Source organism: Ruegeria sp. D7 (assembly GCF_056534355.1).
In genome coordinates this window covers 235,954-260,453 of the sequence record NZ_JBQFPG010000001.1, presented here as the reverse complement: position 1 = coordinate 260,453, position 24,500 = coordinate 235,954, and the positions used below count along the sequence as shown (strand labels likewise).

Annotated in this window: 29 protein-coding genes and 1 pseudogene; 16 read left to right on the top strand and 14 right to left on the bottom strand. The window is 55.3% G+C overall.

Annotation, left to right across the window (positions count from 1 at the left end):
- Window positions 1-65 precede the first annotated feature (65 nt).
- From ACRZ9U_RS01305 to ACRZ9U_RS01270, 8 genes are all read right to left on the bottom strand, one after another.
- Window positions 66-800 (bottom strand): DsbA family protein, encoded by a 735-nt coding sequence (locus ACRZ9U_RS01305; protein ID WP_480901232.1) that lies wholly within the window; start codon window positions 798-800, stop codon window positions 66-68.
- Between the two features lies 1 nt (window position 801).
- Window positions 802-1,275 carry a c-type cytochrome gene (locus tag ACRZ9U_RS01300; RefSeq protein ID WP_170406434.1) on the bottom strand — a complete coding sequence of 158 codons (474 nt, stop codon included), beginning with the start codon at window positions 1,273-1,275 and terminating at the stop codon, window positions 802-804.
- On the bottom strand, window positions 1,275-2,537 hold the full coding sequence (locus tag ACRZ9U_RS01295; protein ID WP_480885919.1) for a multicopper oxidase family protein: 1,263 nt from the start codon (window positions 2,535-2,537) through the stop codon (window positions 1,275-1,277). Before ACRZ9U_RS01295 ends, ACRZ9U_RS01300 begins: the two co-directional genes overlap by 1 nt.
- Window positions 2,538-2,684: 147 nt before the next feature.
- Complete coding sequence (locus ACRZ9U_RS01290) at window positions 2,685-3,584, bottom strand: c-type cytochrome (RefSeq protein WP_170405718.1); 900 nt, start codon at window positions 3,582-3,584, stop codon at window positions 2,685-2,687.
- 9 nt (window positions 3,585-3,593) lie between these two features.
- The gene (locus ACRZ9U_RS01285) at window positions 3,594-4,181 is read right to left on the bottom strand and encodes a c-type cytochrome (RefSeq protein WP_480901230.1); all 588 of its coding nucleotides are present in this window, start codon (window positions 4,179-4,181) and stop codon (window positions 3,594-3,596) included.
- Window positions 4,182-4,577: 396 nt separating this feature from the next.
- A complete protein-coding gene (locus tag ACRZ9U_RS01280; protein ID WP_170405712.1) occupies window positions 4,578-5,027 on the bottom strand; it encodes a c-type cytochrome in 450 nt (149 codons plus the stop codon).
- Window positions 5,028-5,096: 69 nt separating this feature from the next.
- Window positions 5,097-5,678: a L,D-transpeptidase gene (locus ACRZ9U_RS01275; protein WP_170405709.1), complete on the bottom strand. Its 582-nt coding sequence runs from the start codon at window positions 5,676-5,678 to the stop codon at window positions 5,097-5,099.
- Between the two features lie 217 nt (window positions 5,679-5,895).
- The gene (locus ACRZ9U_RS01270) at window positions 5,896-6,129 is read right to left on the bottom strand and encodes a hypothetical protein (RefSeq protein ID WP_170405706.1); all 234 of its coding nucleotides are present in this window, start codon (window positions 6,127-6,129) and stop codon (window positions 5,896-5,898) included.
- A gap of 182 nt (window positions 6,130-6,311) precedes the next feature.
- Here ACRZ9U_RS01270 and ACRZ9U_RS01265 point away from each other — a divergent pair, with 182 nt between their 5' ends.
- The 8 genes from ACRZ9U_RS01265 to ACRZ9U_RS01230 all read left to right on the top strand — a co-directional run bounded on the left by ACRZ9U_RS01265 (window position 6,312) and on the right by ACRZ9U_RS01230 (window position 14,739).
- On the top strand, window positions 6,312-6,866 hold the full coding sequence (locus ACRZ9U_RS01265) for a hypothetical protein (protein ID WP_170393102.1): 555 nt from the start codon (window positions 6,312-6,314) through the stop codon (window positions 6,864-6,866).
- Window positions 6,867-7,076: 210 nt separating this feature from the next.
- Entirely contained in the window at window positions 7,077-8,105 is a 1,029-nt protein-coding gene (locus ACRZ9U_RS01260) for an alcohol dehydrogenase catalytic domain-containing protein (protein WP_480901228.1), read from the top strand.
- 42 nt (window positions 8,106-8,147) lie between these two features.
- On the top strand, window positions 8,148-9,023 hold the full coding sequence (locus tag ACRZ9U_RS01255) for a branched-chain amino acid ABC transporter permease (protein ID WP_170393104.1): 876 nt from the start codon (window positions 8,148-8,150) through the stop codon (window positions 9,021-9,023).
- Window positions 9,024-9,027: 4 nt separating this feature from the next.
- Complete coding sequence (locus ACRZ9U_RS01250) at window positions 9,028-10,125, top strand: branched-chain amino acid ABC transporter permease (protein ID WP_170405701.1); 1,098 nt, start codon at window positions 9,028-9,030, stop codon at window positions 10,123-10,125.
- On the top strand, window positions 10,122-10,886 hold the full coding sequence (locus ACRZ9U_RS01245) for an ABC transporter ATP-binding protein (RefSeq protein WP_170405697.1): 765 nt from the start codon (window positions 10,122-10,124) through the stop codon (window positions 10,884-10,886). Before ACRZ9U_RS01250 ends, ACRZ9U_RS01245 begins: the two co-directional genes overlap by 4 nt.
- The gene (locus ACRZ9U_RS01240; protein ID WP_170405694.1) at window positions 10,883-11,656 is read left to right on the top strand and encodes an ABC transporter ATP-binding protein; all 774 of its coding nucleotides are present in this window, start codon (window positions 10,883-10,885) and stop codon (window positions 11,654-11,656) included. The genes ACRZ9U_RS01245 and ACRZ9U_RS01240 overlap by 4 nt, the downstream gene beginning before the upstream one ends.
- Before the next feature lie 5 nt (window positions 11,657-11,661).
- Window positions 11,662-13,548, top strand: a complete 1,887-nt coding sequence (locus ACRZ9U_RS01235) for an AMP-dependent synthetase/ligase (RefSeq protein WP_170405691.1) — start codon at window positions 11,662-11,664, stop codon at window positions 13,546-13,548.
- A gap of 30 nt (window positions 13,549-13,578) precedes the next feature.
- Complete coding sequence (locus ACRZ9U_RS01230; RefSeq protein ID WP_170393109.1) at window positions 13,579-14,739, top strand: ABC transporter substrate-binding protein; 1,161 nt, start codon at window positions 13,579-13,581, stop codon at window positions 14,737-14,739.
- Between the two features lie 60 nt (window positions 14,740-14,799).
- Here ACRZ9U_RS01230 and rpsI read toward each other — a convergent pair whose 3' ends face one another.
- Both rpsI and rplM read right to left on the bottom strand, forming a co-directional pair.
- On the bottom strand, window positions 14,800-15,285 hold the full coding sequence (gene rpsI, locus ACRZ9U_RS01225; protein WP_039535473.1) for a 30S ribosomal protein S9: 486 nt from the start codon (window positions 15,283-15,285) through the stop codon (window positions 14,800-14,802).
- Between the two features lie 6 nt (window positions 15,286-15,291).
- Window positions 15,292-15,750: a 50S ribosomal protein L13 gene (gene rplM / locus ACRZ9U_RS01220; protein WP_039536983.1), complete on the bottom strand. Its 459-nt coding sequence runs from the start codon at window positions 15,748-15,750 to the stop codon at window positions 15,292-15,294.
- Between the two features lie 239 nt (window positions 15,751-15,989).
- Here rplM and ACRZ9U_RS01215 point away from each other — a divergent pair, with 239 nt between their 5' ends.
- Window positions 15,990-16,355, top strand: a complete 366-nt coding sequence (locus ACRZ9U_RS01215; RefSeq protein ID WP_170405688.1) for a nuclear transport factor 2 family protein — start codon at window positions 15,990-15,992, stop codon at window positions 16,353-16,355.
- A 3-nt stretch (window positions 16,356-16,358) separates the two neighbouring features.
- Here ACRZ9U_RS01215 and ACRZ9U_RS01210 read toward each other — a convergent pair whose 3' ends face one another.
- Window positions 16,359-17,762, bottom strand: coding sequence for an aminotransferase-like domain-containing protein (locus tag ACRZ9U_RS01210; RefSeq protein WP_170405684.1), 1,404 nt, complete (start codon window positions 17,760-17,762; stop codon window positions 16,359-16,361).
- Window positions 17,763-17,861: 99 nt separating this feature from the next.
- Here ACRZ9U_RS01210 and ACRZ9U_RS01205 point away from each other — a divergent pair, with 99 nt between their 5' ends.
- Window positions 17,862-18,089, top strand: coding sequence for a YjiS-like domain-containing protein (locus ACRZ9U_RS01205; RefSeq protein ID WP_170393113.1), 228 nt, complete (start codon window positions 17,862-17,864; stop codon window positions 18,087-18,089).
- A 58-nt stretch (window positions 18,090-18,147) separates the two neighbouring features.
- On the opposite strand, the gene ACRZ9U_RS01200 is transcribed toward ACRZ9U_RS01205, so the two are convergent.
- Window positions 18,148-18,591 carry a PaaI family thioesterase gene (locus ACRZ9U_RS01200; RefSeq protein ID WP_170405681.1) on the bottom strand — a complete coding sequence of 148 codons (444 nt, stop codon included), beginning with the start codon at window positions 18,589-18,591 and terminating at the stop codon, window positions 18,148-18,150.
- Window positions 18,592-18,640: 49 nt separating this feature from the next.
- Here ACRZ9U_RS01200 and ACRZ9U_RS01195 point away from each other — a divergent pair.
- The 4 genes and pseudogenes from ACRZ9U_RS01195 to gluQRS form a co-directional block, all read left to right on the top strand.
- Window positions 18,641-19,435: pseudogene (locus ACRZ9U_RS01195) on the top strand (enoyl-CoA hydratase); the annotation flags it as partial.
- 251 nt (window positions 19,436-19,686) lie between these two features.
- Window positions 19,687-21,027 (top strand): methylenetetrahydrofolate--tRNA-(uracil(54)-C(5))-methyltransferase (FADH(2)-oxidizing) TrmFO, encoded by a 1,341-nt coding sequence (trmFO, locus tag ACRZ9U_RS01190; protein ID WP_170405674.1) that lies wholly within the window; start codon window positions 19,687-19,689, stop codon window positions 21,025-21,027.
- 38 nt (window positions 21,028-21,065) lie between these two features.
- On the top strand, window positions 21,066-21,680 hold the full coding sequence (locus tag ACRZ9U_RS01185; RefSeq protein WP_170405671.1) for a class I SAM-dependent methyltransferase: 615 nt from the start codon (window positions 21,066-21,068) through the stop codon (window positions 21,678-21,680).
- The gene (gene gluQRS, locus ACRZ9U_RS01180; protein ID WP_170405668.1) at window positions 21,677-22,522 is read left to right on the top strand and encodes a tRNA glutamyl-Q(34) synthetase GluQRS; all 846 of its coding nucleotides are present in this window, start codon (window positions 21,677-21,679) and stop codon (window positions 22,520-22,522) included. The genes ACRZ9U_RS01185 and gluQRS overlap by 4 nt, the downstream gene beginning before the upstream one ends.
- Window positions 22,523-22,545: 23 nt before the next feature.
- Here the strand turns inward: gluQRS and hisI are convergent, their stop codons facing one another.
- A complete protein-coding gene (gene hisI / locus ACRZ9U_RS01175) occupies window positions 22,546-22,935 on the bottom strand; it encodes a phosphoribosyl-AMP cyclohydrolase (protein ID WP_170405665.1) in 390 nt (129 codons plus the stop codon).
- Between the two features lie 48 nt (window positions 22,936-22,983).
- Here hisI and ACRZ9U_RS01170 point away from each other — a divergent pair, with 48 nt between their 5' ends.
- Together ACRZ9U_RS01170 and ACRZ9U_RS01165 are read left to right on the top strand one after the other, a co-directional pair.
- Window positions 22,984-23,436, top strand: coding sequence for an iron-sulfur cluster assembly scaffold protein (locus tag ACRZ9U_RS01170; RefSeq protein WP_170405662.1), 453 nt, complete (start codon window positions 22,984-22,986; stop codon window positions 23,434-23,436).
- A gap of 55 nt (window positions 23,437-23,491) precedes the next feature.
- Complete coding sequence (locus tag ACRZ9U_RS01165; RefSeq protein ID WP_170393121.1) at window positions 23,492-24,130, top strand: MarC family protein; 639 nt, start codon at window positions 23,492-23,494, stop codon at window positions 24,128-24,130.
- A gap of 185 nt (window positions 24,131-24,315) precedes the next feature.
- On the opposite strand, the gene ACRZ9U_RS01160 is transcribed toward ACRZ9U_RS01165, so the two are convergent.
- A complete protein-coding gene (locus ACRZ9U_RS01160) occupies window positions 24,316-24,438 on the bottom strand; it encodes a hypothetical protein (protein ID WP_255612104.1) in 123 nt (40 codons plus the stop codon).
- Window positions 24,439-24,500: the final 62 nt, after the last annotated feature.

Below are 24,500 nucleotides of genomic sequence, written 5' to 3'. Positions count from 1 at the left end.
CTGAGTCCGAGGGATGCGAAGCCACGGTCGCAACAGAAGTTTAGGAGCGCACATGCTGTCGTCCCTTAGTTCTGTCTTGCGTCTCTGACTGCCTCGATTAGCCGGGTCATTTCATCTTCGGCGATCAGCCCCGGGGCAAGCGCATCTCCAATCACAAACGAAGGGGTGCCACTGAAGCCAAGCTGCCGGGCCAATTCCATGGACACTTGAATATGCGCGTCGACTTCCGGCGCCTCCATGTCTGCGCGCAATTGATCCTCGTCCAGGCCGAGTTCCCGAACAACTTTCAGGACGCTGGCCTCAGTCGCACGACCGTTCAGCGCCATAAGCGCCCAATGGAATTCTTCATATTTTCCCTGGTTTCGTGAGGCAAGCGCGGCGCGTGCCGCAAAGTCGGAACCTTCTCCGAGTATGGGCCATTCTCGGTAAACAACTCGGACATCGGAATCGCCTGCGATTACGTTTTTCACGACCGGGGCCGCGCGTTTGCAATATGGGCAGTTATAGTCAAAAAACTCGACTACGGTTACATCACCTTCCGGGTTTCCGATGACAGGCGCATTCGGATCCTGTTCCAGCAATTCACGCTGATTTTCCAAGACGTTTCCAATGGCTTCGGCTTTTGCCTGATCCTCGCGCTGTTGAAGCAATTGAATCGCCTGCATGATGATTTCAGGGTTTTCCATAATGGCTTCCAGAGCCAGCCGTTTTACATCGGAGTCAGACAATTCGTCAGCACTCGCCATAGCAGCACCAATCGACATAGTGATGGCAATTAAGCCTGCAAAAAATCGTTTCACGTCAGTTTCCTTCCGTTTGTTCTGCCTCGGTGCGCTGCTCTTGCAGCTTGCGTTCCCGATCCGGCCAACTCTCCTTGATGAAGGCAAGGATGTCCCAGATTTCCTGATCCGACAGAGTGTCCTCGAAACCTGGCATACCGCTTTTGACATCAGCGACGCCCATCTGTTTTAGTGTTTGGTACCCGCCAAGCTTTGTATAATCGAACAACAGCTTGTCGCCGTGATGCCAGGTGTGCCCTGTTCGGTCATGCGGGGGAGCTCGCAAGACGCCATCTGGATCAGGTGTCTGCCAATCTGGTTGACCCTCCAAATTTGCCCCGTGGCATGACGCGCAGTTTTCGGCATACAAAACTGCACCACGTGCCGAATCCGCTGATGCACTGTTTTGTGCACGCCCGCTCAGGCCCCAGCCAGCGACCGCGACAATGATCACCACAGCAGCTAGTGACACCCATTTCGCCGCGCTCTTGTTCATCACGCCACGCTCAGCCAGGTCTTCATTCCAGCGGCCTGATGCGACAGCATATGGCAATGAAACAGCCAGTCCCCCGGGTTATCCGCAACGAACGCAATCTCCCGCGTTTCCATCCGGTCAACCAGTATCGTGTCTCGCAGCGGTCCCAGGCTCCCGTTCGACAGTACTTCCTGAAAGTGCGTCCCGTGCAAGTGCATGGCGTGCGCAAAGACAGTGTCGTTCTGCATCTGAATACGGACTATGTCGCCACGCGAAACAGAAGCGAGCGGGTCTTCGGGTAACCCTGCGACTCCGTTGAATGTCCAGATCTGTCCTTCCTGAACCAACTCATTAGCGCTCATGACTTGGCCGTTGTAAGTACCTTGACGCAGTCCGCCCATCGCCCCGCCTTCCATCACCAATTGAACCTTTAAGGCGTCAGAAACATCTTCAAGAAAAGAAACAGGGTTGGGTGGCAGAGCTTCAATCTCACCGCGGCTGGCAGATGTACCGCTTCCCGAAACCGGGATCTCAGCGATAACAAATGATTCATCGCGTTCGTGAAGAGTTATTTGAACGGCTTCGTTCGATTCCGCTGTGACGTCGACGATCAAATCTGCTCGCTGCGCAGGTCCGAAAACAAGTGTTTCGAAATCTTCTGGCTGCCTTACAGGCATGCCATCATAAGCGACCAGTTTCCCGTTTGCGCCACCTACTGACACATACATGATCCGATCAGTTGCCACGTTGACCATTCGAATTCGCAATCGCTGGTTCGTCAAAACTTCGGTCATTGGCGATATGCGCGCGTGAACGTAGTTTCCCATGCGACCTGCATGGGTCCAATCATGCATTGCACCAAAATCATCTACTATTTGAGCGTCCTTACCCAACCGCCAATCATCCAGAAGGATCGTGATGTCATGGTCCGTGTCCGGCGGGTCCGTTTCGTCGACGATGAACGCGCCGTAAAGGCCCTTGGCCACTTGTACCGTTGACTGGTTGTGAGAGTGATACCAGAAGGTCCCCGCGTCCTTCAGAGGCAAGTCATACTGAAATTTGCCGCCGGTTGGTACAGCCTCCTGCGTAAGGCCCGGCACCCCGTCCATATTGTTCGGAACCCGCAATCCGTGCCAATGGATTGCTGTAGGCTGAGGTAGCGAGTTCAGGAGTGTCCGGCGAACCGTTTCGCCTTGCCGGGCACGAATTTCAGGGCCTGGAACACCGCCATCATATCCCCATATCTCGGTTTCCGGATAGTTGTTGGGGGCAACACGCGCCAATCCTGAACGCGCCTCGATTATTCGGGGGGCGGTAGCCGACCTCCCAATAGTCGGCACTGCGATTAGTGCCGACGTGCCTACAACAAATTGCCTGCGATTAAGCTTCATTAGGACTTCCTTCCAAAGAATACTTGATCTCTCACTGGATTATCCCCCGTCGTGCACATCCAGCAGATAGGTCGCCATTGCCTTCAGGTCTTCGTCTGTCAGAAAGCTGGTGCCATAGTTTACGACCTCTCCCATGGCGCCGCCGAAGACATCGCCATCAGGCATGACGCCGGTGCGCAACGCGTAGGCCAGATCATCAACTGTCCACCCACGCATTTGCAGGGTCTCAAAGTCGATGGCCGGTGCCTTGTCACCGCCCGGCAGTGAGTCACTTCCCTTGAAGTGTTCCGTGTCAGAATTTCTTGCGCCAGCCAGGTTTCTCCCGGTGTGACAGGCGGCACAATGCGTGGCACCTTCAACGAGTAACCGGCCCCGGTTCCATACATCATCATTGCCCGGCACGGGATCGGTCCGCGGCGGTTCCAAAAATGCCGCCCGCCACAGCTTCAGGCCCCATCTCTGATTGAAGGGGAACACCATTTCCTGCTCTTTTGACGGTTCCGCTACTGGCGGAACCGTTTGCCAGGCGGCCCAAAGATCGGCGATGTCCTGATCCGTGAAGTTGGCATAGAACGGATAAGGAAAGGCCGGGTAGTAGGGTTGTCCGTCGGGCGACACACCCTGACGCACAGCGCGGGCAAATTCCTCGATGGTCCAATCACCGATCCCGTGATCGGGATCTGTGGTCAGGTTCGGCGAAAAGAGCGTGCCGAACGGGGTATCCAACTCCACCCCACCGGCCAAGGGCGCACCTCCTTTGGCAAAGTCTGTGTGGCAGGCGATACAGCCGCTTGCCCTTGCCAGATACGCCCCGCGGTTAACGTCACCTTGAATGTCGAGAGCTTGTAAGGGCTGGCCAATCGGCCAAGCCATCACAGCAACAAACCCTGCTGACGCCGTAACGGCGGTAGCAAGACCCAACCGTATTATCGGCTTCATGATGCATTCCTATTCCGACCGAAATCGCGTGTGACACGCCGAGCATGTCTGGCTCAGCATCATGAACACACCATCTGCCGGCATTTCAGATAGCTGTGCTAAGTTTGGACTGCCAGCCATCATCCCGCTGCCCATCATGGAGCCACCTCCCATCATGGAACGACCTCCCATCATGGATTTGCCGCCCATCATGCCGGAACCATGACCCGATCCGGACGCCATCAGCCCGTTGTCTGCCGAAAGCGCAAGGCCTTCTGAGTAGATTTCCAACTGTCTGGCTATTTCTGTAAAGGAACCCCAATCCTGCCAGATTTGCGATTTGGCCTCCGAGGGTTTGCCATCAGATCCCTCTGGAAACAGCTTTGTCATGCTTTCACCGGCGTGGCTTCCGATTTTCTTGGCTTCGCTTCGTACCGTTTGCGCATTGTAGGGCGTTTTCCCCTGCATCATCGGTGTAAGGACCTTCATGCTGTCCTTCATCGCGGACATACCGTCCATGCGTTCTTTGACGACGCCGGTTGCGCCACCATGCGCCAAGGCGGCCGCCGCAAATAGAAAAACCAGGGCCACGCCTGTAGTCATTTTTAGAAAGTTCATTTCCTTGTCCTTTTCGTCTGCTTCGACGCGCCCATCTTGAGCGCAATTCGACTCGTCAGATCAGGACACGCGGCGGTGGTGGGTCAAACGCGATAATACCAAGAACCCGGTATTGAGCTCGCGGGATCGAGTATCTTCGTTCCGTGCCTTGGGGACCCGGCGGTGTTGGACCCATCAAAAATAGTCCAACAGCGTTGCAGATCGCTCCGCCATGACAATGCCCGGGATGACCCTGCTTGACATGTTCGACGTCCGCAGAGTCGGTTTGGTCAATCACATGCTGTGAATCACCGCCATGTGCATGAGCAGAATCGGCCGTCACAAGTAGCCCGCCAATAGCCAGCGCAATTGACAGGATGGAGTAACGAATTGCTGTGCTCACTAGACTCGTCACCTTCAGAAAATCCCGTTTTCTTGTTGCAACTCTCTTATGTACGTCACGATGCCTTTCACATCCGCGCGAGTTAAACCATCGACCGGCGGCATGTTACCGAACTTCCAATGGTGTGCCCGAACACCATTCTGGACGGCCACGTAAAATGCCTCGTCCGAATGGTGGCCAGGTTCATAGATTTTATGCACCAAAGGTGGTGCAAGGCCCTCCAGACCTGTTGCATTCCCGCCATGGCACGCCGAGCATTTTGCGTCGAATGCCACTTTGCCGACGGCCGCAAATTCGCTTAGCTGGTCCGGTAGATTGACGTTTTGGATTGGGTCTCCTGACGCCAGCGTCGACGTATCAGGTGTCGTCATCGAATGGCCAGCTGGTTGCTGATTTAGATTGTAGACGATTGCGACGGCACCTGCGATCGCCACACCGCCTATCATGAGTGTAAGTTTATCCATTTTACTATTTCACGTCGTTGTCAGTTACCGAGCTTAAGCACCTGTCCAGAAAAGCCATCTTGACCATGGTCAGATCAATTTTACCTGCGTGCCCACGGTGGCCAGTTCGAACAAGTCCGCGATCTGCTCATTGTACAAGCCGATGCAGCCATTGGAGGATCTTCTTCCGATCTTGCGTGTGTCGTTGGTGCCGTGGATCCGGTAGTATTGCCAGCTCAAATAAAGTGCATGTGTCCCCAGAGGATTCTCCGGACCCGGGCCCACATAGTCGGGCCAAGCGGGGTTGCGCTTTTTCATTGCTGGTGTCGGTCGCCAAGATGGCCCCTCAACCTTGCGAGTTACTGTGGTGTAGCCCAGCCTTGTAAGGTCTTCCGTCAGCGGCACGCTGGTTGAATACATCCGATAGACGCTCTCGTCTTCTGACCAATATTGCAGGACCTTGGACTGTGTATCGGACAGGATCACACCATTCTTAAGCGTATCAAAGTGATCCTGCCATTTAGCAACGCGGAATGAGGAAACATTCCGGCGCGTCCCCTCGGTTGTCATCGATTGGGCCCAAACGGCCGGTGCTGGAAAAAGAGTTGTCGCAGCAAACGCGGCAATCACTCCGCGTCGCGTAACAGCCTTTCTATCCCTGTTCGGTTTCATGCCTGCCACCCCAAACGTGTATTCTTGCTTTACGACTCATTTGGGCTGTATGCCCGGTTCCCGCGCTGGAAGGTCAACAAACAACAGGTTTTGCGTAAGCGAAATTTCGTCTGGAATACTGCTGCCGTCGGCACATGGGGCGGTTTCAAAGGTGGCTTCATATCGTCAAGCCATTGTGAAGAAGAAACTATTCTTGGGTACTCACACCGAAACAACGTCAGTACAGGTAGATAGCAAGAATGAAGCGTTTTCCCGAGCTCCTATCGCCTTTGTTCAGATTGCTGCCCGCTTTCTGTGCCGAACCTGCCCATCTTGCCGCCACAAAGCTCTTGTCTCTTAATGCAAGGACTTCTGTTTTGATGTAGAACACGGTCTCGGAAATCGTTGTGAGTGCAAGCCCACCCAGGGTTCGAATCCCTTTTACTTCGTCATCAATCAATTCATCCTTCAAGGCTGTTTCTTTGCTTGTGTTGCGATTCCTGCAATGGATGGCATGATGTTGCCACTGCCTGCAGTGTCAATCAGCGCAGTGTGGCTCAAACCCGCAATATGCTGCAAACTCACGTGTTTTCCCCTTTGCTTTAACGTACCTTAACCCCATCTGAGCGACACATCATTTGAAGGAGACATCCAATGTCGCGTCTTTTACTTATCGTAGCCATCGCCGTTATCGGCGGAGGCGCTTACTATTTCGCCACAAAACCTGAACCAACCCCTGCCGAGCAGTTGCAATCGGCGGCTGAAGATGCCTCAGAGGCGGTTGGTGAAGCAGCCTCGGCAATACAAGAGGGCGCTGCTGATGCCGTTGAGGCGGCGACTGAACAAGCATCCGAGGCTGCGTCCTCGATTGCTGATCAGGCCTCGGAAGCTGCATCTTCGGTATCGGAACAGGCCAGCGACGCTGCTACTTCTTTGACCGAGCAGGCCAATGATGCAGCCTCAGCAGCTGGCGATCAGGTCGCAGCGCTTGCCGGTCAGGGGCAGGAACTGTTCAACTCGTGGGTTCAGGACGGCATGCTGACCGCGCAGAATTTCGACTATGACGCAATCGTCACGTCGGTTCAGGAAAGCGCCTTGTCTCAGGACATCAAAACACAGGTTATGAAGATCCTCGACGAGATCAAAGCGTCGCCTGAGCTGGTTGTCGCGAAGATACAGGATCTGCGCAATCTGATGACGCAGCAGTGATCAATTCCAGAACCAGCCCTAAGAGGGCTGGTTCACCCGGTCGGGATGCGACTTAATTTGCGTCACATTACGGCATTACCCAATTGACATAGCTCACCGTGTTTGATTGCTTTCTTGAGATTGTTTTGAAAAAATAAAACCTTTTGTCAGTGTGTTACATTGTGACGATGAAGGCCTCGTGCTGAACTCGCATCAAAGAAGGATCGAACGATGACCACCCTGCCCGACACCATGTTTGCCGTTGTTCAGACGCAGGACGGATATTCCGGCACAGCCACGGGACCGACGCTGGAGAATGCCTCGGACTGGTTAGCGGAGGCTGAACTGCCTGTACCTGTCCCAAAGGCGGGACAAGTGTTGATCAAAGTGCGCACTGCCTCGGTGAATCCTTCAGATATCCATTTTATCAAAGGAGAATATGGTCAGCCGCGGGTCAAAGGCGCCGCAGCAGGGTTCGAGGGGTGCGGAGATGTTGTTGCCACCGGTACCGGGGCTGACGCCCTGCTGGATCAGCGCGCGGCCTTTGTGGCAGCAGGCTCTGGTGCCTGGGCCGAGTATGTTGTGACGCAGGCCCAGATGTGTATCCCCTTGCGCCCCGAAATCTCGGATGAGGACGGGGCGGCGCAGATCGTAAACCCGCTAACCGCAATGGCGATGGTGGATATCGCACGGGCTGAGGGCGAGGCTTTTGTGGTCTCTGCCGCCACCAGCCAGCTTGGTAAGTTGATGTGCAGCCTTGGACGGGATCTTGGGTTGAAACCGATCGCTCTGGTGCGGCGCGCCGAAACGATCGAGATGTTAAAAGGCCTGGGTGCGGCAGAGGTGGTCGTGACCAGCGATACGGATGCGCCGACGCGGTTTGCCACGATCAGTGCAGATCTGAAACCTCGTGTTTTTCTCGACGCGGTTGCCGACCAACTGTCAGAGCAGGTGTTCTGCGCGATGCCCAATGGCGCGCGGTGGGTTTGCTATGGGAAACTCAGTACGGAAATGCCGAAGTTGACTCAGATGGGCCAGTTGATCTTCATGAGCAAACGGATCGAGGGCTTCTGGCTGACCCGCTGGATGATGGACACCCCCCCGGCTGATCAAATGCGAGTTGTCAGCGAAGTGCAGGCGCGATTTGCAGATGGGCGCTGGCGCACAGATGTTTCCGCACGGCTTTCGCTACGAGAAGTGCTGCCAAATCTGGCGGATGCTCTGAAAAAGAGTGACGGGAAGGTGATAATCACTCCATAGTAGAACAAAGCGCCGGACTTAACCGGCTTAGGGAGGGTGAGATTGGATAACGCACAGCTGCTGATTAGCGGGCTGGCGAATGGTTGTGTCTACGGCCTGATCGCCCTTGGCTTTGTACTGATTTACAAAGCCACCGAGGCAGTGAATTTTGCGCAGGGCGATTTCATGATGCTGGGTGCGTTTGTCACCATTGGCCTTACGAATACGGAATATATGGGGCTGCCCTTCTGGCTGGCGCTACCGATTTCACTGGGGATTATGGGCGCACTTGGGTATCTGATCGATCGGCTGATCATCCGCCGCGTCTTTGGCGAAAGTCAGACTGCCGTGGTGATCCTAACCATCGCCTTGGGCTTTGTGATCAGGTTTGCAGCTGGTCTGATCTGGGGGCACGAGCCGCAAACGCTGCAGAACCCATTGGCTGGTAAAGAAATCCGGTTCGGTGGTCTTGTGCTGGGGATGGAGGACGTGGCCGTGATTGTTGTCACCGTCCTACTGACCTGGGGTCTTTATGTGTTCTTCAGCAAGACCAAGCTGGGGCTTGCCATGCAAGGTGCGTCTCAAAACCAGTTGGCGGCATATTACATGGGGATCCCGGTCAAGCGGGTTCAGGGCTTAATCTGGGCATTGGCCGGGGTTGTCGCTGGGATTGCCGGAATTTTGTTCGCGGCCAAAGGCTCGGTCGATCCCACAACTGGGCTTCTGGGGATCAAGGCATTTGCAGCAGCTGTGATAGGCGGATTCGGCAGCCTGCCCGGCGCTTTGGCCGGCGGGCTAATCGTCGGCGTAATCGAGCCCTTTGCCAGCCGCTATATCGCAGCCGGGTACAGTCAGATCGCGCCTTATGCGCTGTTGCTGGCAGTTCTGATCTTTCGACCGCATGGGCTGTTCAGCCAGGTGCGGGTCAAGAAGGTCTGATCGCATGCGGATTGTTTTCAAAACAAACTATATGCAGGACATTCGCCCGTGGAAGGATGGCTATCAGCTTAGCCTCTATCTGATCCTGTTGGCGGTCGTAGCCGCTGCGCCGTGGTGGCTGGATGATTTCTATCTTGGGGAACTGACCAATGTTCTGATCTGGGCCATCGCGGGTTTGGGCTTGATGATCCTAACCGGCCACACCGGGCAGGCCAGCCTTGGCCATGCCGCCTTTCTGGCCGTTGGGTGCTATGCCAATGTCATCCTGATTGAGGCTGGGGTGCCCTTTCTGCTGGCGTTCCCGTTGGCGGGCCTGTTGACCGGCATCGTCGGAGCAACCGTCGCCATCCCTGCCCTGCGCCTGCATGGCATCTATCTTGCGATCTTCACCCTGGCTCTGTCTGTGCTCATGGACGACATCATCGTTCTGGCCGAACCCGTCACCGGAGGTGTCGCGGGTAAATATCTGGGTGGTGTCGAAATCTTCGGATATCTGGTCGATCGTTGGGCCACCCCGGTCCCGTTTTTCTGGCTGGTGCTGGCCGTCGCCGTTGTCGTGACACTGGGCTATATCAACCTATTGCGCGCGCCCTTAGGCCGTAGCTTCATCGCTGTACGAGACTCTGAGGTCTCAGCGCAGGCGATGGGTGTGGATATCGCGCGTACCAAGACGATCTCTTTCGCCCTCTCCTGCGCGGTCACCGGACTAGCAGGCGCATTGATGGGTATGTTCTCTGGGGCGTTCAATAACGAGACCTTCAGTGTCGTAATTTCCATCCAATTGCTGATGATGATCGTTATCGGAGGTCTGGGCTCAATCCATGGCGCGTTTTTGGGCGCAATCGTGATCGGTTTCCTGCCGCAGTTTCTGTCGATTTCAAAGGAATACGCAGCAGCCCTGTTTGGCGGCAATACGGTCGCCATTCCGGGGCTCGAATTCGGCATCTTTGGCATGATTCTGATCGCCTTCATCCTGTTCGAACCGATGGGTTTGTATGGTCGATGGCTAAAAATCCGGACGTGGTTCGAACTGTTCCCCTTCTACCGCAAGGACATGTTCAAAAGACAAAAGTCCTATCTCAAGACGGAGCGTCTGAGATGAGCTTGCTGGAGTTTGAAAACGTTACCCTGAAATTCGGCGGTCTGACTGCTGTGGATGATCTGTCCTTCAACGTGCAAGAAGGTGAGGTGTTCGCCATCGTCGGTCCCAACGGCGCCGGCAAATCAACGGTCTTCAACCTGATTTCGCGCTTCTATGATCCTTATGCAGGGGCGATCCACTTTGACGGGCATGATCTGCTGCGTATCAAGCCCTCGGGTGTCGCGGCCTATGGCGTCGCGCGGACATTCCAGAACATTGAACTGTTCGAACATGCGACCGTTTTGCAGAACCTCCTGGTCGGGCGCCACCGGCACCGCAAAACCAATCTGATCTCGGAAATTCTGTTCTCGCCCTCAGCTCGCAGGCAGGAGATCGACAACCGAGAAAAGGTTGAAGTGATCATCGACTTCCTCGACCTCCAGGCCTTTCGTGACAAGATGATCTCGGGCTTACCCTATGGCGTGCGTAAGGTGGTCGAAGTCGCTCGAGCGTTGGCCACCGATCCAAAACTCCTGCTGTTGGATGAACCCGCCTCGGGCCTATCGGTGGAAGAGACCACAGATATGCGTTGGTGGATCGATGACATCCGGCGTCAGATGGGCATTACCGTGCTTATGGTAGAGCACGATATGGGTCTGGTCTCGGGCGTGTCCGACCGGGTTCTTGCCATGGCCGACGGAGCGAAGCTTGCCCTTGGAACCCCAGCCGAAGTTCAATCTCATCCTGCTGTGGTAGAGGCCTATTTGGGCAAAGCTTCATGAACCAACCGATCCTTAGCATTCGCAATGTTGAAAGCTTTTATGGCCCGATCATGGCCATTCGTGGCGTGTCATTGGACGTGCATCGAGGGCAGGTCGTTTCAATCCTGGGCGCAAATGGCGCGGGCAAGACAACGCTGATGAAAACAATCTCAGGCGTGATGGATCCCGAAAAAGGTTCAATCACATTTGACGGTCAGCAAATACAGGGATCGGAACCTCACAAGGTCGTGCAAAAAGGCATCGTCCATGTGCCCGAGGGACGCGAGGTCTTTCCACTTTTGACAGTCGACGAGAACCTGAACCTTGGGGCTTATACCCTGTCGGATAAAGGACAGATCGATCATGACCGCGATCTGGTGTTTTCCTACTTTCCTGTGTTGAAAGACCGCCGCAATCAGGAAGCTGGCACTCTGTCCGGCGGGCAACAGCAGATGCTGGCGATTGGGCGCGGCCTGATGGCTAACCCGCGTATCATGCTGCTGGATGAGCCCTCGCTGGGCCTATCACCGCTGCTGGTGCAAGAGATTTTTGGCATTCTCAAACGCCTGAATGACGAACAGAGCATGACAATGATGCTGGTCGAGCAGAACGCCAATGCGGCACTGGAACTCGCCCATCATGGCTATGTAATGGAGATCGGACGGATCGTTATGGATGGTGCGGCTGAAACCTTGCTGCAATCCGAGGACATTCAGAACTTCTATCTGGGCGTTCAGGAAGAAGGCGCGCGAGAAAACCGCCGCTGGAAACGCAAAAAGACGTGGAGGTGAGCTGGATGGACGCAAGCCCCCTGCCCCCTCAGACCAGTATCAACGGTGTGCAGTTCAACGCTGCGCCAGGTCAGAGACCCCTGCGAGTCGATGGCTGTGTCACGATATGCGAGTTATTCCAGAAACGCTGTGCCGAACTGGGACCGCGTACGGCGCATCGCGAGAAGGACTTCGGCATCTGGAAATCCTACTCATGGGCCGACTACTGGCAACACGCCAAATGGATCGGGCTGGCCCTGCGCAAGCTGGGTCTGCAACGTGGCGAGGTTGTCTCGATCCTGTCCGAAGACCGCAAGGAATGGGCGTGGTTCGACATGGGCATCCAGTGTGTCGGAGGGATTGCTTCGGGCGTCTACACCACAGATTCGGCGAGCCAGTTAAAACACCTGATCAATGACAGTGGCAGCCGGTTTCTGATCGTTGAAGATGAAGAGCAGTTGGACAAGTTCTTCGAAGTCGAGGCGGATCTGCCCGATCTGCTCAGGGTCATTATCCTTGAGGATGAAGGCCTGCACGACCTGGATCATCCGCGATGCATGATGATCGAGGACTTGTATGCTCTGGGGCAGCAGGCTCAGGTCGATGAACCCGGCGCATTCGAAGCAGAAATCGCTGAAACCACGTCACAAGACACCGCCCTGCTCATATATACGTCAGGTACCACCGGTAATCCCAAAGGCGCCATGCTGAGCCATGAGAACATTATGGCCGCGATAGAGGCAGGGGCGCATTCCCTGCCCTCCCAATCAACCGACGAACAGCTATGTTTTCTACCGCTCTGTCATATCCTCGAACGCGACGTGTCGATTTACTACCCGCTTGCGATGAAGACTACTGTGAATTTCGCTGAAAGCCCCGAGACAGTGTTCTCCAACCTGCAAGAGGTCTCTCCCGCCACCTTCACTGCCGTCCCGCGCGTGTGGGAGAAGATCTACTCGCAGGTCATGTTCATGGCGAAAGAAGCAACGCCCACAGGGCGTTTCGCCTTTGCACAAGCGCTTAAGTCTGGAATGGCGCGGGCTGAATTTATCCTTGCAGGCAAACCTGTTCCAGCACCGATCGCTATGCAGTTCTGGCTTTGGGATCGGCTTGTTCTGCGCAACCTGCGCCGGATGCTGGGCTTAGATCGTCTCCGCCGAGGCGGCTCTGGTGCAGCGCCGATCTCTCCCGATTTGCTCAGGTGGTATTGGGCAATTGGTGTGCCCATAGTAGAGGGCTTCGGTATGACCGAAACCGCCGGCATAGCAGCGCTGAACACGCTTGAGGCCAACAAGATCGGCACCATTGGGAAACCTGTTCCTGGCAACGACCTGCGCATCTCGGATGACGGAGAAATTCAGGTCAAAGGCCTGAACGTCTTTCAGGGCTACTGGCGCAACAATGCCAAAACAGCCGAAAGCTTCACCTGCGACGGCTGGCTGCTCACTGGGGATATGGGGCATATCGACGAGGAAGGTTTTGTCACCATCACAGGGCGCCTCAAGGACATCATCATCACTGCGGGCGGTAAGAACGTCACGCCCGCAGAGATCGAGAGCGGGTTGAAGTTCAGCCAGTATATCTCGGACGCGGTGATCATCGGGGATCGGCGCAAGTATCTAACGGCGCTAATCATGATCGATCAGGAAAATGTCGAGAAATTCGCACAAGAGCGCAAGATCCCCTTTTCGAACTTTTCTTCCCTTTGTGCTGCTTCCGAAGTGACGGAGCTGATCGGCGAGGAAATCGCAGCGGTTAATAAGGACTTTGCGCGGGTTGAACAGATCAAGGATTTCCGGCTGATCGACGTGTTGCTCACTGCCGAAGATGAGGAGCTGACTGCGACGATGAAACTCAAACGTGGTCTGGTGGAAAAGAAACACGCACATCTCATTGAAGATATGTACAATTAGTTAAGGGGCGACCCAACAGGGAGGAGAAGTATGAAACACTTATTTAAGGGCCTTGCCGCAGCGACGGCATTGACTGCATCCGCCACGATCAGCTGGGCGCAAACACAAGGCGTGACAGATGACGAGATCGTCATTGGCTCAGTCAACGACCTCAGCGGCATCTTCGCTGCCGTGGGCGTTCCGGCCACCAAAGGCGCAAATGTGGTCTTTGATCGCGTCAACGCCGAGGGTGGCGTGCATGGCCGCAAGATCCGCTTTGTCGTCGAGGATAACGGCTATCAGATGCCACGCGCGATGCAGGGCTATAACAAGCTGCTGAACCGTGACAAGGTTTTCGCGATGTTGCAGTCGCTGGGTACGCCGATGAATGTTGCTGGGTTCAAGCTGCTGGACCCGAAAGGTATTCCCAACGTCGCCCCTCTGACCGCCGCGCGGCAAATGCTGCAAGAGCCGATGAAGAACAAGTTCACCTCGTTCTCGACCTATTACGATCAAGCTCGGATTGGGGTGAAGTATCTGAACGGTGAATTTGGATCGCAAACCGTTTGCACCATGTACCTGCCTACTGATTTCGGTGAGGAAATTCTGGAAGGCAGCAAAGCGGGAGCCGAAGAGGCTGGCATCACTTTCGGCGCTGAGACCACCCATAAACCGGACGAGACGGATTTCGTGGGGTCCTTGAGCAAGCTTAAAGAAGAAGGTTGTGACATCGTCACGATGGCGCTCGGCGTGCGTCAGGCAATCACTGTTGTTGGAACGGCCAAGAAAATGGGCCTGACCGACATGAAGTTTCTCGGCACCTCGGCCAGCTTCCTAACCGTGGTCGCACAGGTGCCCGGTGGTGTGACCGACGGTTTCTATGCGGCGGCCTCGTGGCTGGATCTCTGGGCGCGCGCCGAAGAGCCCGCCCCGGCAGCATTTATTGCTGAATACAAAGAGGCTACGGGGGAAGACCCGGTCGGATTTTCAATGCTGGGCTATTCAGCGGCCGAGATGATGGTCAAAGCACTTGAAGCTGCAGGTCCTGATCTGACGCATGATAGCTTCATTGCCGCGATGGAATCTCTGGATTACATGGATGAGTTGGTCGGCAATCAGATCACATATGGGCCCGATGATCATCAGGGTGCTGACTCTGTATTTGTCAGCGTCGTCGAAAATGGTGCGTGGAAACTGGTTTACGAAGAATAAACCGACCAAAGAAAAAGGGCTCGCAGTTGCGAGCCCTTTCCAATTCGGTATCCGTAGCGATTAACGCTTCGAGAACTGGAACGAACGACGCGCTTTGCGCTTACCGTATTTCTTACGTTCCACAACGCGACTGTCGCGGGTCAGGAAGCCAGCGGCTTTCAGAGCGCCACGCAGCGACGGATCGTACAGTTGCAGCGCTTTCGAGATGCCGTGCTTGACCGCACCGGCCTGACCGGTCAGGCCACCGCCTTTGACGGTTGCAACAACGTCGAACTCACCTTCCACACCAGCAACCTGGAACGGCTGGCGCAGGATCAGCTGGAGAACGGGACGCGCAAAATACTTGTCCTGATCCTTGCCGTTTACGGTGACCTTGCCGGAACCCGGCTTGATCCAGACGCGGGCAACAGCGTCTTTACGCTTGCCGGTGGCGTAGGAACGACCCAGCTCGTCACGTACGGGTTCACGTACGATAACTTCTTCGGCCACGGTTTCAACGCCTGCGACGGCGCTCAGCTCTTCGAGAGTATTGATCTGATCAGCCATCGGTCATTAGCTCCGGGTGTTTTTCTTGTTCATGGACTTTACGTCCAGAACTTCGGGCGCTTGCGCCTCATGAGGATGCTCGGCACCAGCATAAACGCGCAGGTTGGTCATCTGCTGACGCGCCAGACGGTTGCCCGGCAGCATGCGCTTGACCGCTTGGGTCACGACGCGCTCGGGGTGTGCACCTTCCAGGATCTGCTGCTTGGTGCGCGACTTGATGCCGCCCGGGTGGCCAGTGTGCCAGTAGAAGTTCTCTTCGCGCTTCTTGCCGGTCATCTGGATTTTGTCAGCGTTGATCACGATGACATTGTCGCCCATGTCCATGTTGGGTGTGAACGACGCTTTGTGCTTGCCACGCAGGCGCATGGCGACGATCGAGGCAAGACGGCCCAGAACAACGCCCTCGGCGTCGATCAGGATCCATTTCTTGTCGATGTCTGCAGGTGTTGCAGAAAAGGTTTTCATGGCAGGATAGTCCTGTTTGATGTGAAAGACCGCCCCTTGGCGGAGCGGCCCGAATTCGATGGAGGGGGTTTAGACCTACTAGTTATGCAGGTCAATACAGGCAAAGTATAATATATCTATCAATAACAATAACTTATAAAATAGGTATTATTTTACCCCAAAATTTCTTCGGCATATCCAATTTTGCGTAGCTTAGTTAAGCTAGACTCAACCAAGATCATCCAATGTCGGAGGTGGCTATGCAAGAATTGGAACAGGTTATCGCTGCCTATGGTGCGGCATGGCAGTCGACCGATCCCGAAAGGCGACTGAGCCTTCTTGAGCAGTGTTTTGCACAAACTGGTCGTTACGTCGATCCAACTGCAGAAGTTTCCGGCAGAGATCAACTCAATGCCCATATCGGAGCGGTTCTGAGTGATACAAAGGGCCGAGTTGAGCTGACCAGTGAGCCGAATTCACACCATGATGTGGTCCACTTCACCTGGCATATGATTGCTTCCGATGGGTCCATTATGGTTACCGGGCATGATTTCATTCGTCTCGATGCCGATGGCAAGATTGCACATTTGGCGGGCTTTTTTGGCGACCCTGCCCCATTGCAATAGGTACTAGACGCTTATTTGCTCGGGCGGGTTGTCCAGCAATGCGCGCAGACGCAGCATGGCGTCTTCGAACTTCTCAAGCGAGACATGCCCATTCACCGCTATACGAACGGCATTTGGCGCGCGACCATCCCGCAGCGCGAATTCATCGGCCGATCGCAGCTGAATACCTTCCCGCTCGGCCGCCCGGCTGAACGCAGCAGACCGCCAACCGGAAGGCAGATGAAGCCAGACGAAGGGAATCTCAGAATCCCAGTTTAGATCGAAGCCACCCAGGGCGTTTACCGCCACACGTACATATTCGCCCATCTTGGAGCGAACGTTTTTTGCAAGTTGCCTCGCCTCTGGATGTCCCAACAGCAACCGCGTCAACTCAGCCAAAGGCTGGGCGAGCCCGAAATACCCGTATTCTGCAGAACGCCGCAGATCGACGCTCTGCTCTTTCGGTGCAATGGCGAAGCCGACCCGCAACGCTGGTGTAAGGGTTTTCGAAATTGACGAAACATGCCATCCCCGTTCGGGTGCCAAAGCACGATAGCTGGGCGCGCGGGCCTCGCCCATGCGATAGCAATCGTCTTCGATGATCTGTAATTCATGCTTTCGCGCAATCTCGACAACTTCTTTGCGCCGTTCCAACGGCGAATGCCCGCCCGTTGGGTTCTGCACTTCGGGTGAGACGCAGATCGCCTGTGCCTTCGTTTGCCTGAGGATGTGGTCCAGCGCATCGGGGCTTATGCCCCATTTGTCCATTTTTACCCCGACAACCTCGGCGCGCATCAACTCACCTGCCCGTCTGAACCCGGCATAAGACAAGTCCTCAACCAACACGATGGGTTTCGGATCTTTCAGAACGGTCTGGAACACGACGCAAATGCCACTTTGCCCACCGTGTGTCAGTACAATGTCATCTGCATTCAATGAGCCCAGAGGAAGATCTGACAACCAGTCGGCCACAACCTGGCGCACGGGTAGGTAGGCATCTCGGGTCGGATAGTTCATAAACATCCGCGGATCGCCTTTTGCAACCTTTTCAAGGCATTCGCGGATTAATGTCACCTGCCCCACATCTGGCAAGCGTGGGCTGAACAGGCTGACATTGGATTCATATTTGTCGTCCCTCAGATGTAGCTGCCGCGACCAGACATCATCCAGAATGGGCGATCTCGGCGGGGCTACAAATGTACCACGCCCGACCACGGCTTGTAGCAAACCTTCATCGGTCAGGATCGTATAGGCGCGCGCGACAGTGCCTGGTGTAATCTTTAATCGATACGCTAACTCACGCACCGGAGGTAGTTTCTTTCCAACCTCCAGTGTTTTGTTTTCTATCGCTTTTCGGATCGTGTCAGCGACCAGAGTATATTTTGGACCTTTGGATTTCGGTAACGCCTCTGGCCAAATTGTATCCATTACAATTCTTCCTTTGATTTCGACACAATGCTGAATGTATCAAAGTAGTGTACCGAACATTTTTACTTTGTGTCAATACAATTTGAAAGGATACCCAAGATGACACGCGCAATGCACAACCCCGCCCTCTTGCTGCTGAACGACAGCCCCCGGCTGCCGCTGATCGCCGCGCTGGCCGTGCGGTTTGCGGCGTCGGTCACACAATGGGAACAACGCCGCCGCAGCCGGGTAAACTTAGGTAAGCTGGATGACAGGCTGCTCCGCGATGTCGGGCTGACCCGCCATCGGGCAGATGCAGAAGTCAGCCGCTATTTCTGGATGAAATAGACTATCCCCAGTCCCATCTAAGGGACCTCTTCCTGGCCGGGTTTATCCCCGGCCTTTTTTACCCAAAGGCAGCTGCGGCTGAGCCTTCTGGAGGAAGCGAATAGGTCATGCTGGCCCGCGCGACGGGTTTGTCAGAGCCTTCCGAGTAAATCAGCACATCCCCGACAGCCAGTGTTCGACCTAATTTCAACAACTTACACTCAGCAATCAGGTCCGCCCCGCCTTCCGGCTTGCGCAAGAAATCCAGAGAACTGTTGGTCGTGACAGCCAGAGATTGCCGACCTTTCCGCGCCAATACCATTGCATATACACTGACATCGGCCAGCCCGAACATGGACGGACCAGATACTGTGCCTCCGGGGCGCAGGTGACGGTCTTCGACCCTCAGGCGCATGGTGATGTTTGCTTCTGTCAGATCCTCGACGACAAAGTCGTTATGAACCTGTGGAAACACCTGCGCCAGGTATTCCGTCAATTCTTGTTTATTCAGTGCTAATGACATGCTTCCCCTCGTCGCTCTGCCCGCCTAGAGTTGGCCTGAACGCCAGCGGGAGGGCAAGATGGCAATTCTGGAACGTCACGACACAGGTGCGATTGCACGGCTTCGAATGAACGCGCCTGAGCGGTTGAACGCCCTCAGCGATGAAATGCTGGCGGCCCTGCAGGCAGAGTTCGATGCGCTGCGCGAAGACAAGTCGATTCGTGTTGTTGTTCTTTCCGGTGCGGGGAAAGCGTTTTGCGCGGGGCACGATCTGAAACAGATGACCCAAGGGCGGCAGGCACCCGATGGTGGGCTTTCCTATTTTCAGGATCTGTTCGACCGATGTGCCAAGATGATGATGTCCATTCAGTCCTTGCCCCAACCCGTGATCGCCCAAGCGCACGGGATCGCCACTGCCGCAGGGTGTCAGCTTGTAGCAACCTGTGACCTGGCAATCGCGGCCGAGGGCACACGGTTCGGCGTAAATGGTGTCAATATCGGCTTGTTCTGCTCCACTCCGATGGTGGCTCTCAGCCGGAATATACCGCGGAAACAGGCGTTTGAAATGCTCACGACCGGTGATTTTATCACCGCCGAACGCGCGGCTGAGCTGGGTCTGATCAATCGAGCGGTTCCCGAGAACTTGTTGGAAGATGAAACCAATGCGTTGGCCGAGAAGTTGGCAGGCAAGCTCAGCAGTGCCGTGAAAATCGGTAAAACCGCTTTTTATCAACAGATTACAATGCGGACTGATCAGGCATACGATTATACCGCCGAGGTAATGGCACAGAATATGATGGACCGGAATACTGAGGAAGGGATTAGTGCCTTTATCGAAAAGCGCCCGCCTGATTGGCACCAGTAACGCAATTATTTAATACATTTTTGCCGACTGTTCGCATTTTTTCACTTTTCAAAAGGGCGACACTGTGGCAAAGCTGGGTCAAGGCCAAGGCCTGACCATACTTTTGGGTCGCCGTGGGCGGAAGGTCCCTCCAAGCTGGTTTCTCTCACCGGCGTTGACATTCCCGCAGCGGCGACCCCAAGAATCCCCCTCAGAACTAAAGCGATTACTGCGCATTGCGCATGGCGCTGCTCTGCCCTATTTGGCAGCACATGACAGAGACATTGCATATCGTGGGCGGCGGCATGGCCGGGTCCGAGGCCGCCTGGCAGGCAGCGGAAATGGGCGTGGATGTTGTGATCCACGAAATGCGTCCTAATGTGGGCACGTTTGCACACCAGACCGGCAATCTGGCCGAGATGGTGTGTTCGAACTCATTCCGATCGGATGATGATGAACAGAACGCAGTCGGCTTGCTGCATTGGGAAATGCGCGCGGCAAACGGGTTGATCATGACGACCGCAGATAGCCATCGCCTGCCTGCGGGTGGCGCGCTTGCGGTTGACCGTGATCCTTTTGCCGAAGCCGTAACTGCCAAGCTGAAGGCCCATCCACGGGTCTCGGTCTCAGCGGAAGAAGTTACCAGTCTACCCCAAGACGGAAAGTGGATCTTTGCAACCGGGCCGTTGACCTCGCCCGCATTGGGGGAAGCCATTCGCGCAGAAACTGGTGCCGAGGCGCTGGCCTTTTTCGACGCGATCGCCCCCATCGTCTATGCAGACAGCATTGATATGAGCAAAGCCTGGATGCAGTCACGCTACGATAAGGGCGAGACTGAGGAAGAGCGCACCGCCTACCTCAACTGTCCGATGGATCGTGACCAACACGAAGCCTTCATTGATGCGCTGCTGGCTGCAGATAAGACCGAATTCCACGAGGGAGAGACCGCTGGTTATTTCGACGGCTGTCTGCCGATCGAGGTTATGGCCGAGCGCGGTCGTGAAACTTTACGCCATGGCCCGATGAAACCTGTTGGCCTGACAAATCCGCATCAACCGGACGTAAAACCTTATGCCGTCGTCCAATTGCGGCGCGACAATGCCTTGGGCACGTTGTTCAATATCGTCGGTTTTCAAACCAAGATGAAATACGGAGCGCAGACCGAGGTATTTCGTATGATACCGGGTCTGGAAAATGCCAGCTTTGCGCGATTGGGTGGCATTCACCGCAATACTTTCATCAACTCTCCGACTTTGCTGGACGCGCAGATGCGGCTCAAGTCTAGGCCAAATATTCGTTTTGCGGGGCAAATCACGGGGGTGGAAGGCTATGTGGAAAGCGCAGCGATGGGCCTTTTGGCAGGCCGTTTGGCCGCTGCCGAAATACTAGGCCGATCCCTTCCTGACGTACCGCAAGACAGTGCGATGGGCGCATTGATCCACCACATCACGGGCGGCGCCGAAGCCAAGACCTTCCAGCCGATGAACGTGAATTTTGGTCTGTTTCGCCCGGTCGACGGCCTGAAAGGGGGGCGCCGAGGCCGCAAGGACCGCTACAAGGCCTATACCGATCGCGCAAAAGAAGTCTGGAGCGATTGGGTAAAGCAGTGTTGACTGGACGTCGCCCCCAGCCTGCGCCTAACATGTAAGGTATGAGCGATAAGTTTCTGAAAGACACATACAATCTGAATTCTGCCCAGGAAACGCACGATCACTACCAAAAATGGGCGGCCTCATACGATGATGAAGTCGGTGAGCACGGATATGTCACCCCGGACCGTGTTGCGGCAGCATTGAAATCCTTTGTCTCAGATGCTGCTGTGCCGGTGCTGGACTACGGATGCGGTACCGGGTTGTCGGGTTTAGCACTTCGCAAGGCGGGTTTTCGTGTCATCGATGGGATGGATCCAACACCAAAGATGCTGGAAGGTGCCGCTGCCAAGGGGGTTTATCGCAACTTGATAAACTTCGAAGTTACTGATCCCAACCCCATTGAGGCCGAGGCTTACTCAGCCATAACATGCATTGGCGTCATCGGCGTTGGTGCCGCGCCGCCTGAAACCTTTGATCTACTTATGAACGCGCTGCCACGTGGCGGATATCTGGCGTTTTCCTTCAACGATCACACTTTGGCTGACCGCACTTACACCGGGCGGCTGAACGACTGGCTGGACATGGGTCACGCAAGGCTGTTATTCCGCGAATACGGTCCGCATCTACCGGGTATGGACATGAAATCAGACGTTTATGTTGTTGAAAAAACGTGACATTCACAACGCGTTTCGCACCATCTCCAACAGGTCCGCTGCATCTAGGGCATGCCTATTCCGCGCTTCTTGCGTTTGATCAGGCACGGGCTGCGGGTGGATCATTTCTTTTGCGGATCGAAGATATTGATCAATCGCGATCCAGGTCCCGTTGGGAAACCCAGATCTACGACGACCTGCACTGGCTTGGAATGCGCTGGCCGCACCCGGTGATGCGCCAGTCGGACAGGCTGCCGCGATACAGAGAGGCATTGGAGATTCTCAAAAACACGGGCCTGGTCTACCCTTGCAGCTGCAATCGTGCCGATATCGAGACCGCGGCCGGTGCTCCGCAGGAAGGTGTACCCCAGTTCGGACCTGACGGGCGCATCTATCCAGGCACGTGCCGCGACCGCCCTTTGTCGGATGCTTCAGCTGGTGATGTTCTGCGCCTGAACATGCACAAGGCAATCAAGGCATCCGAACTTCGTGGATTTTGTGAAACTGGTGCGAAGTATTTGGGAACGCATGAGCTTGATGCGCACAACCTCATGAACGCGGTTGGCGATATCATTCTCGTTCGGCGCAATATGGGCAGTTCGTATCACCTGTCCGTCGTGGTTGATGATGCGGATCAGAACATCTCCCATGTGGTCCGGGGCGAGGATTTGTTCGATGCCACGCAGATACATGTCCTTTTACAAGGGCTGCTTGGGTTGCCGACACCTGTTTATCATCATCACCGTCTGATCCGGGACAACAACGGCAAACGCCTCGCGAAACGTGACGACGCACGCGCCATCTCGCTTTATCGCGAACAAGGAGCATCTCCCGCTGAAATCAGAGAGATGGTGGGCATTTGACCTGACCACCATCAGAGGCCCAACTATTCCATCGGCTTCATGAGCTCGACTTCGGTCCCATCGCGGACGGCCGTGTAGAAACAACTTCGCCGATTGGTGTGACAGGCTGGCCCCGTTTGGTTCACCACAATCAGCAGGCAATCCCTGTCGCAATCGACGCGAAAATCCACCAGGGCCTGAAAGTGGCCTGAGCTTTCGCCCTTGATCCAGAACGCCTGTCGCGACCGCGACCAATACGTAACCCGTCCGGTTCCCAACGTGCGCTCGATGGATTGGACATTCATCCAGGCCATCATCAGAACCTCGCCCGTCGCTTCGTCCTGTGCGATCGCGGGGATCAAACCCGCCTCGTTGAATTTCAGTGTCGACGGATCGAACAAGACTGCGTCAGCCATCGCAAAAACCTTTTGCATCCCAGAATCCCGCCATTATGTATGGGGAATGGACAACGAGGGAAAGCCATGAGCGGCGAAACCGATCTGATCAAGCTCTATTCCGGACGCATCTTGGCGCTAGCTGCGGATATTCCGCATCTGGATCGCTTGGATAATCCCGATGCGACGGTAAAGAAACGAGCCCCTTTGTGTGGATCGACCGTGACTGTAGACGTCAAGCTTGAAGATGGGCGGATCGTGGACTTTGGGCAAGACGTCAAGGCCTGTGCGTTGGGTCAGGCCTCGGCTTCGGTCGTAGGCAGCGCCGTGATCGGGGCGACGCGGTCGCAGGTCGAAACCGCACGTGATCAGCTTTCCGCAATGCTGAAGAAAGACGGCCCTGCCCCCGAGGCGCCCTTTGACGGGCTCGAAGTTCTGATGCCCGCGCGGGACTACAAGAACCGCCACGCGTCAATCCTGCTGGCGCTTGACGCGACCGCCGAGGCGATGGAGCAGGCCGAACAAGCCAACTGCGCCTGATTGGCTTTTCCATACAAAGCCGTATAGGGTGCCCCCAATGATTGGGGGGGCTAACGTGAACAATTTGCTGGAACATTTTGTGACGCTCTGGGTCGTGATCGACCCGATCGGCACCATCCCCGTCTTTATCGCTGTCACTGCTGGGATCGCGACGGGTGCGCGTCGTAAAACTGCTTTACTGGCCGCGTTGGTCAGCGCAGGCATTCTGCTGTTCTTTCTGATCTTCGGGCAACTTGTGATCGAGGCTTTGGATATCGGCCTAAACTCGTTTCAGGTTGCAGGCGGAATTATTCTGTTTCTCTTCGCTCTGACCATGATCTTTGGCGAAAGCAAACAGGTGATCGAGCAGCGCCAGGCCGAAGAAGACTTGGACGACAAAATGCACAAGACCAATCCGGCCATATTCCCTTTGGCCGTCCCTTCGCTTGCGTCACCGGGCGCGATGCTGGCGATAGTGGTTCTAACGGACAACAACCGATACAGCGTCGCCGATCAGAGCATCACTGCACTGGTTATGTTGGTCGTTATTGCCATAGCGTTTGTGCTGATGCTGCTGGCCGAGCCGATCATCCGGTTGATCGGGCATTCCGGCGCGGCGATCATCAGCCGCGTGATGGGGATGATCCTTGCATCCGTCGCCGTAAATTCAGTTCTATCCGCCACGATCGAAATCATCAAAACCGGACAGCTGTAAAAAGAACCGCCGCACCTTCCGGGCGGAAAGGGCGGCGGCAAGTCATGCGTTTCTCATGTAGGGTCCGGATCACCGCACGGGGCCGAGGCAGGCCCCTTCAAGGGAAATGGGACAGGCAGGTCACCCTTGACTATGACGGGGAGACAAGCGCGGTGTGATCGGCACGAGATCGCAGGCAGAAAGGCTCAGAACCCGGTTGGCAGGTGAAGGGCAACCACCAGCATCACAACCAGTGAAACCGCGCCCGCTGCATCCTGCAAAATCGTGGATTGTGAACGGGTAAAGGCAGTTTTGATCTGGCTCAGCATGGTCTCACCTCCGGTCAGGTTTAATCCTTTGTTGACCTTTTGTTCTCATATTTTAACGAGTC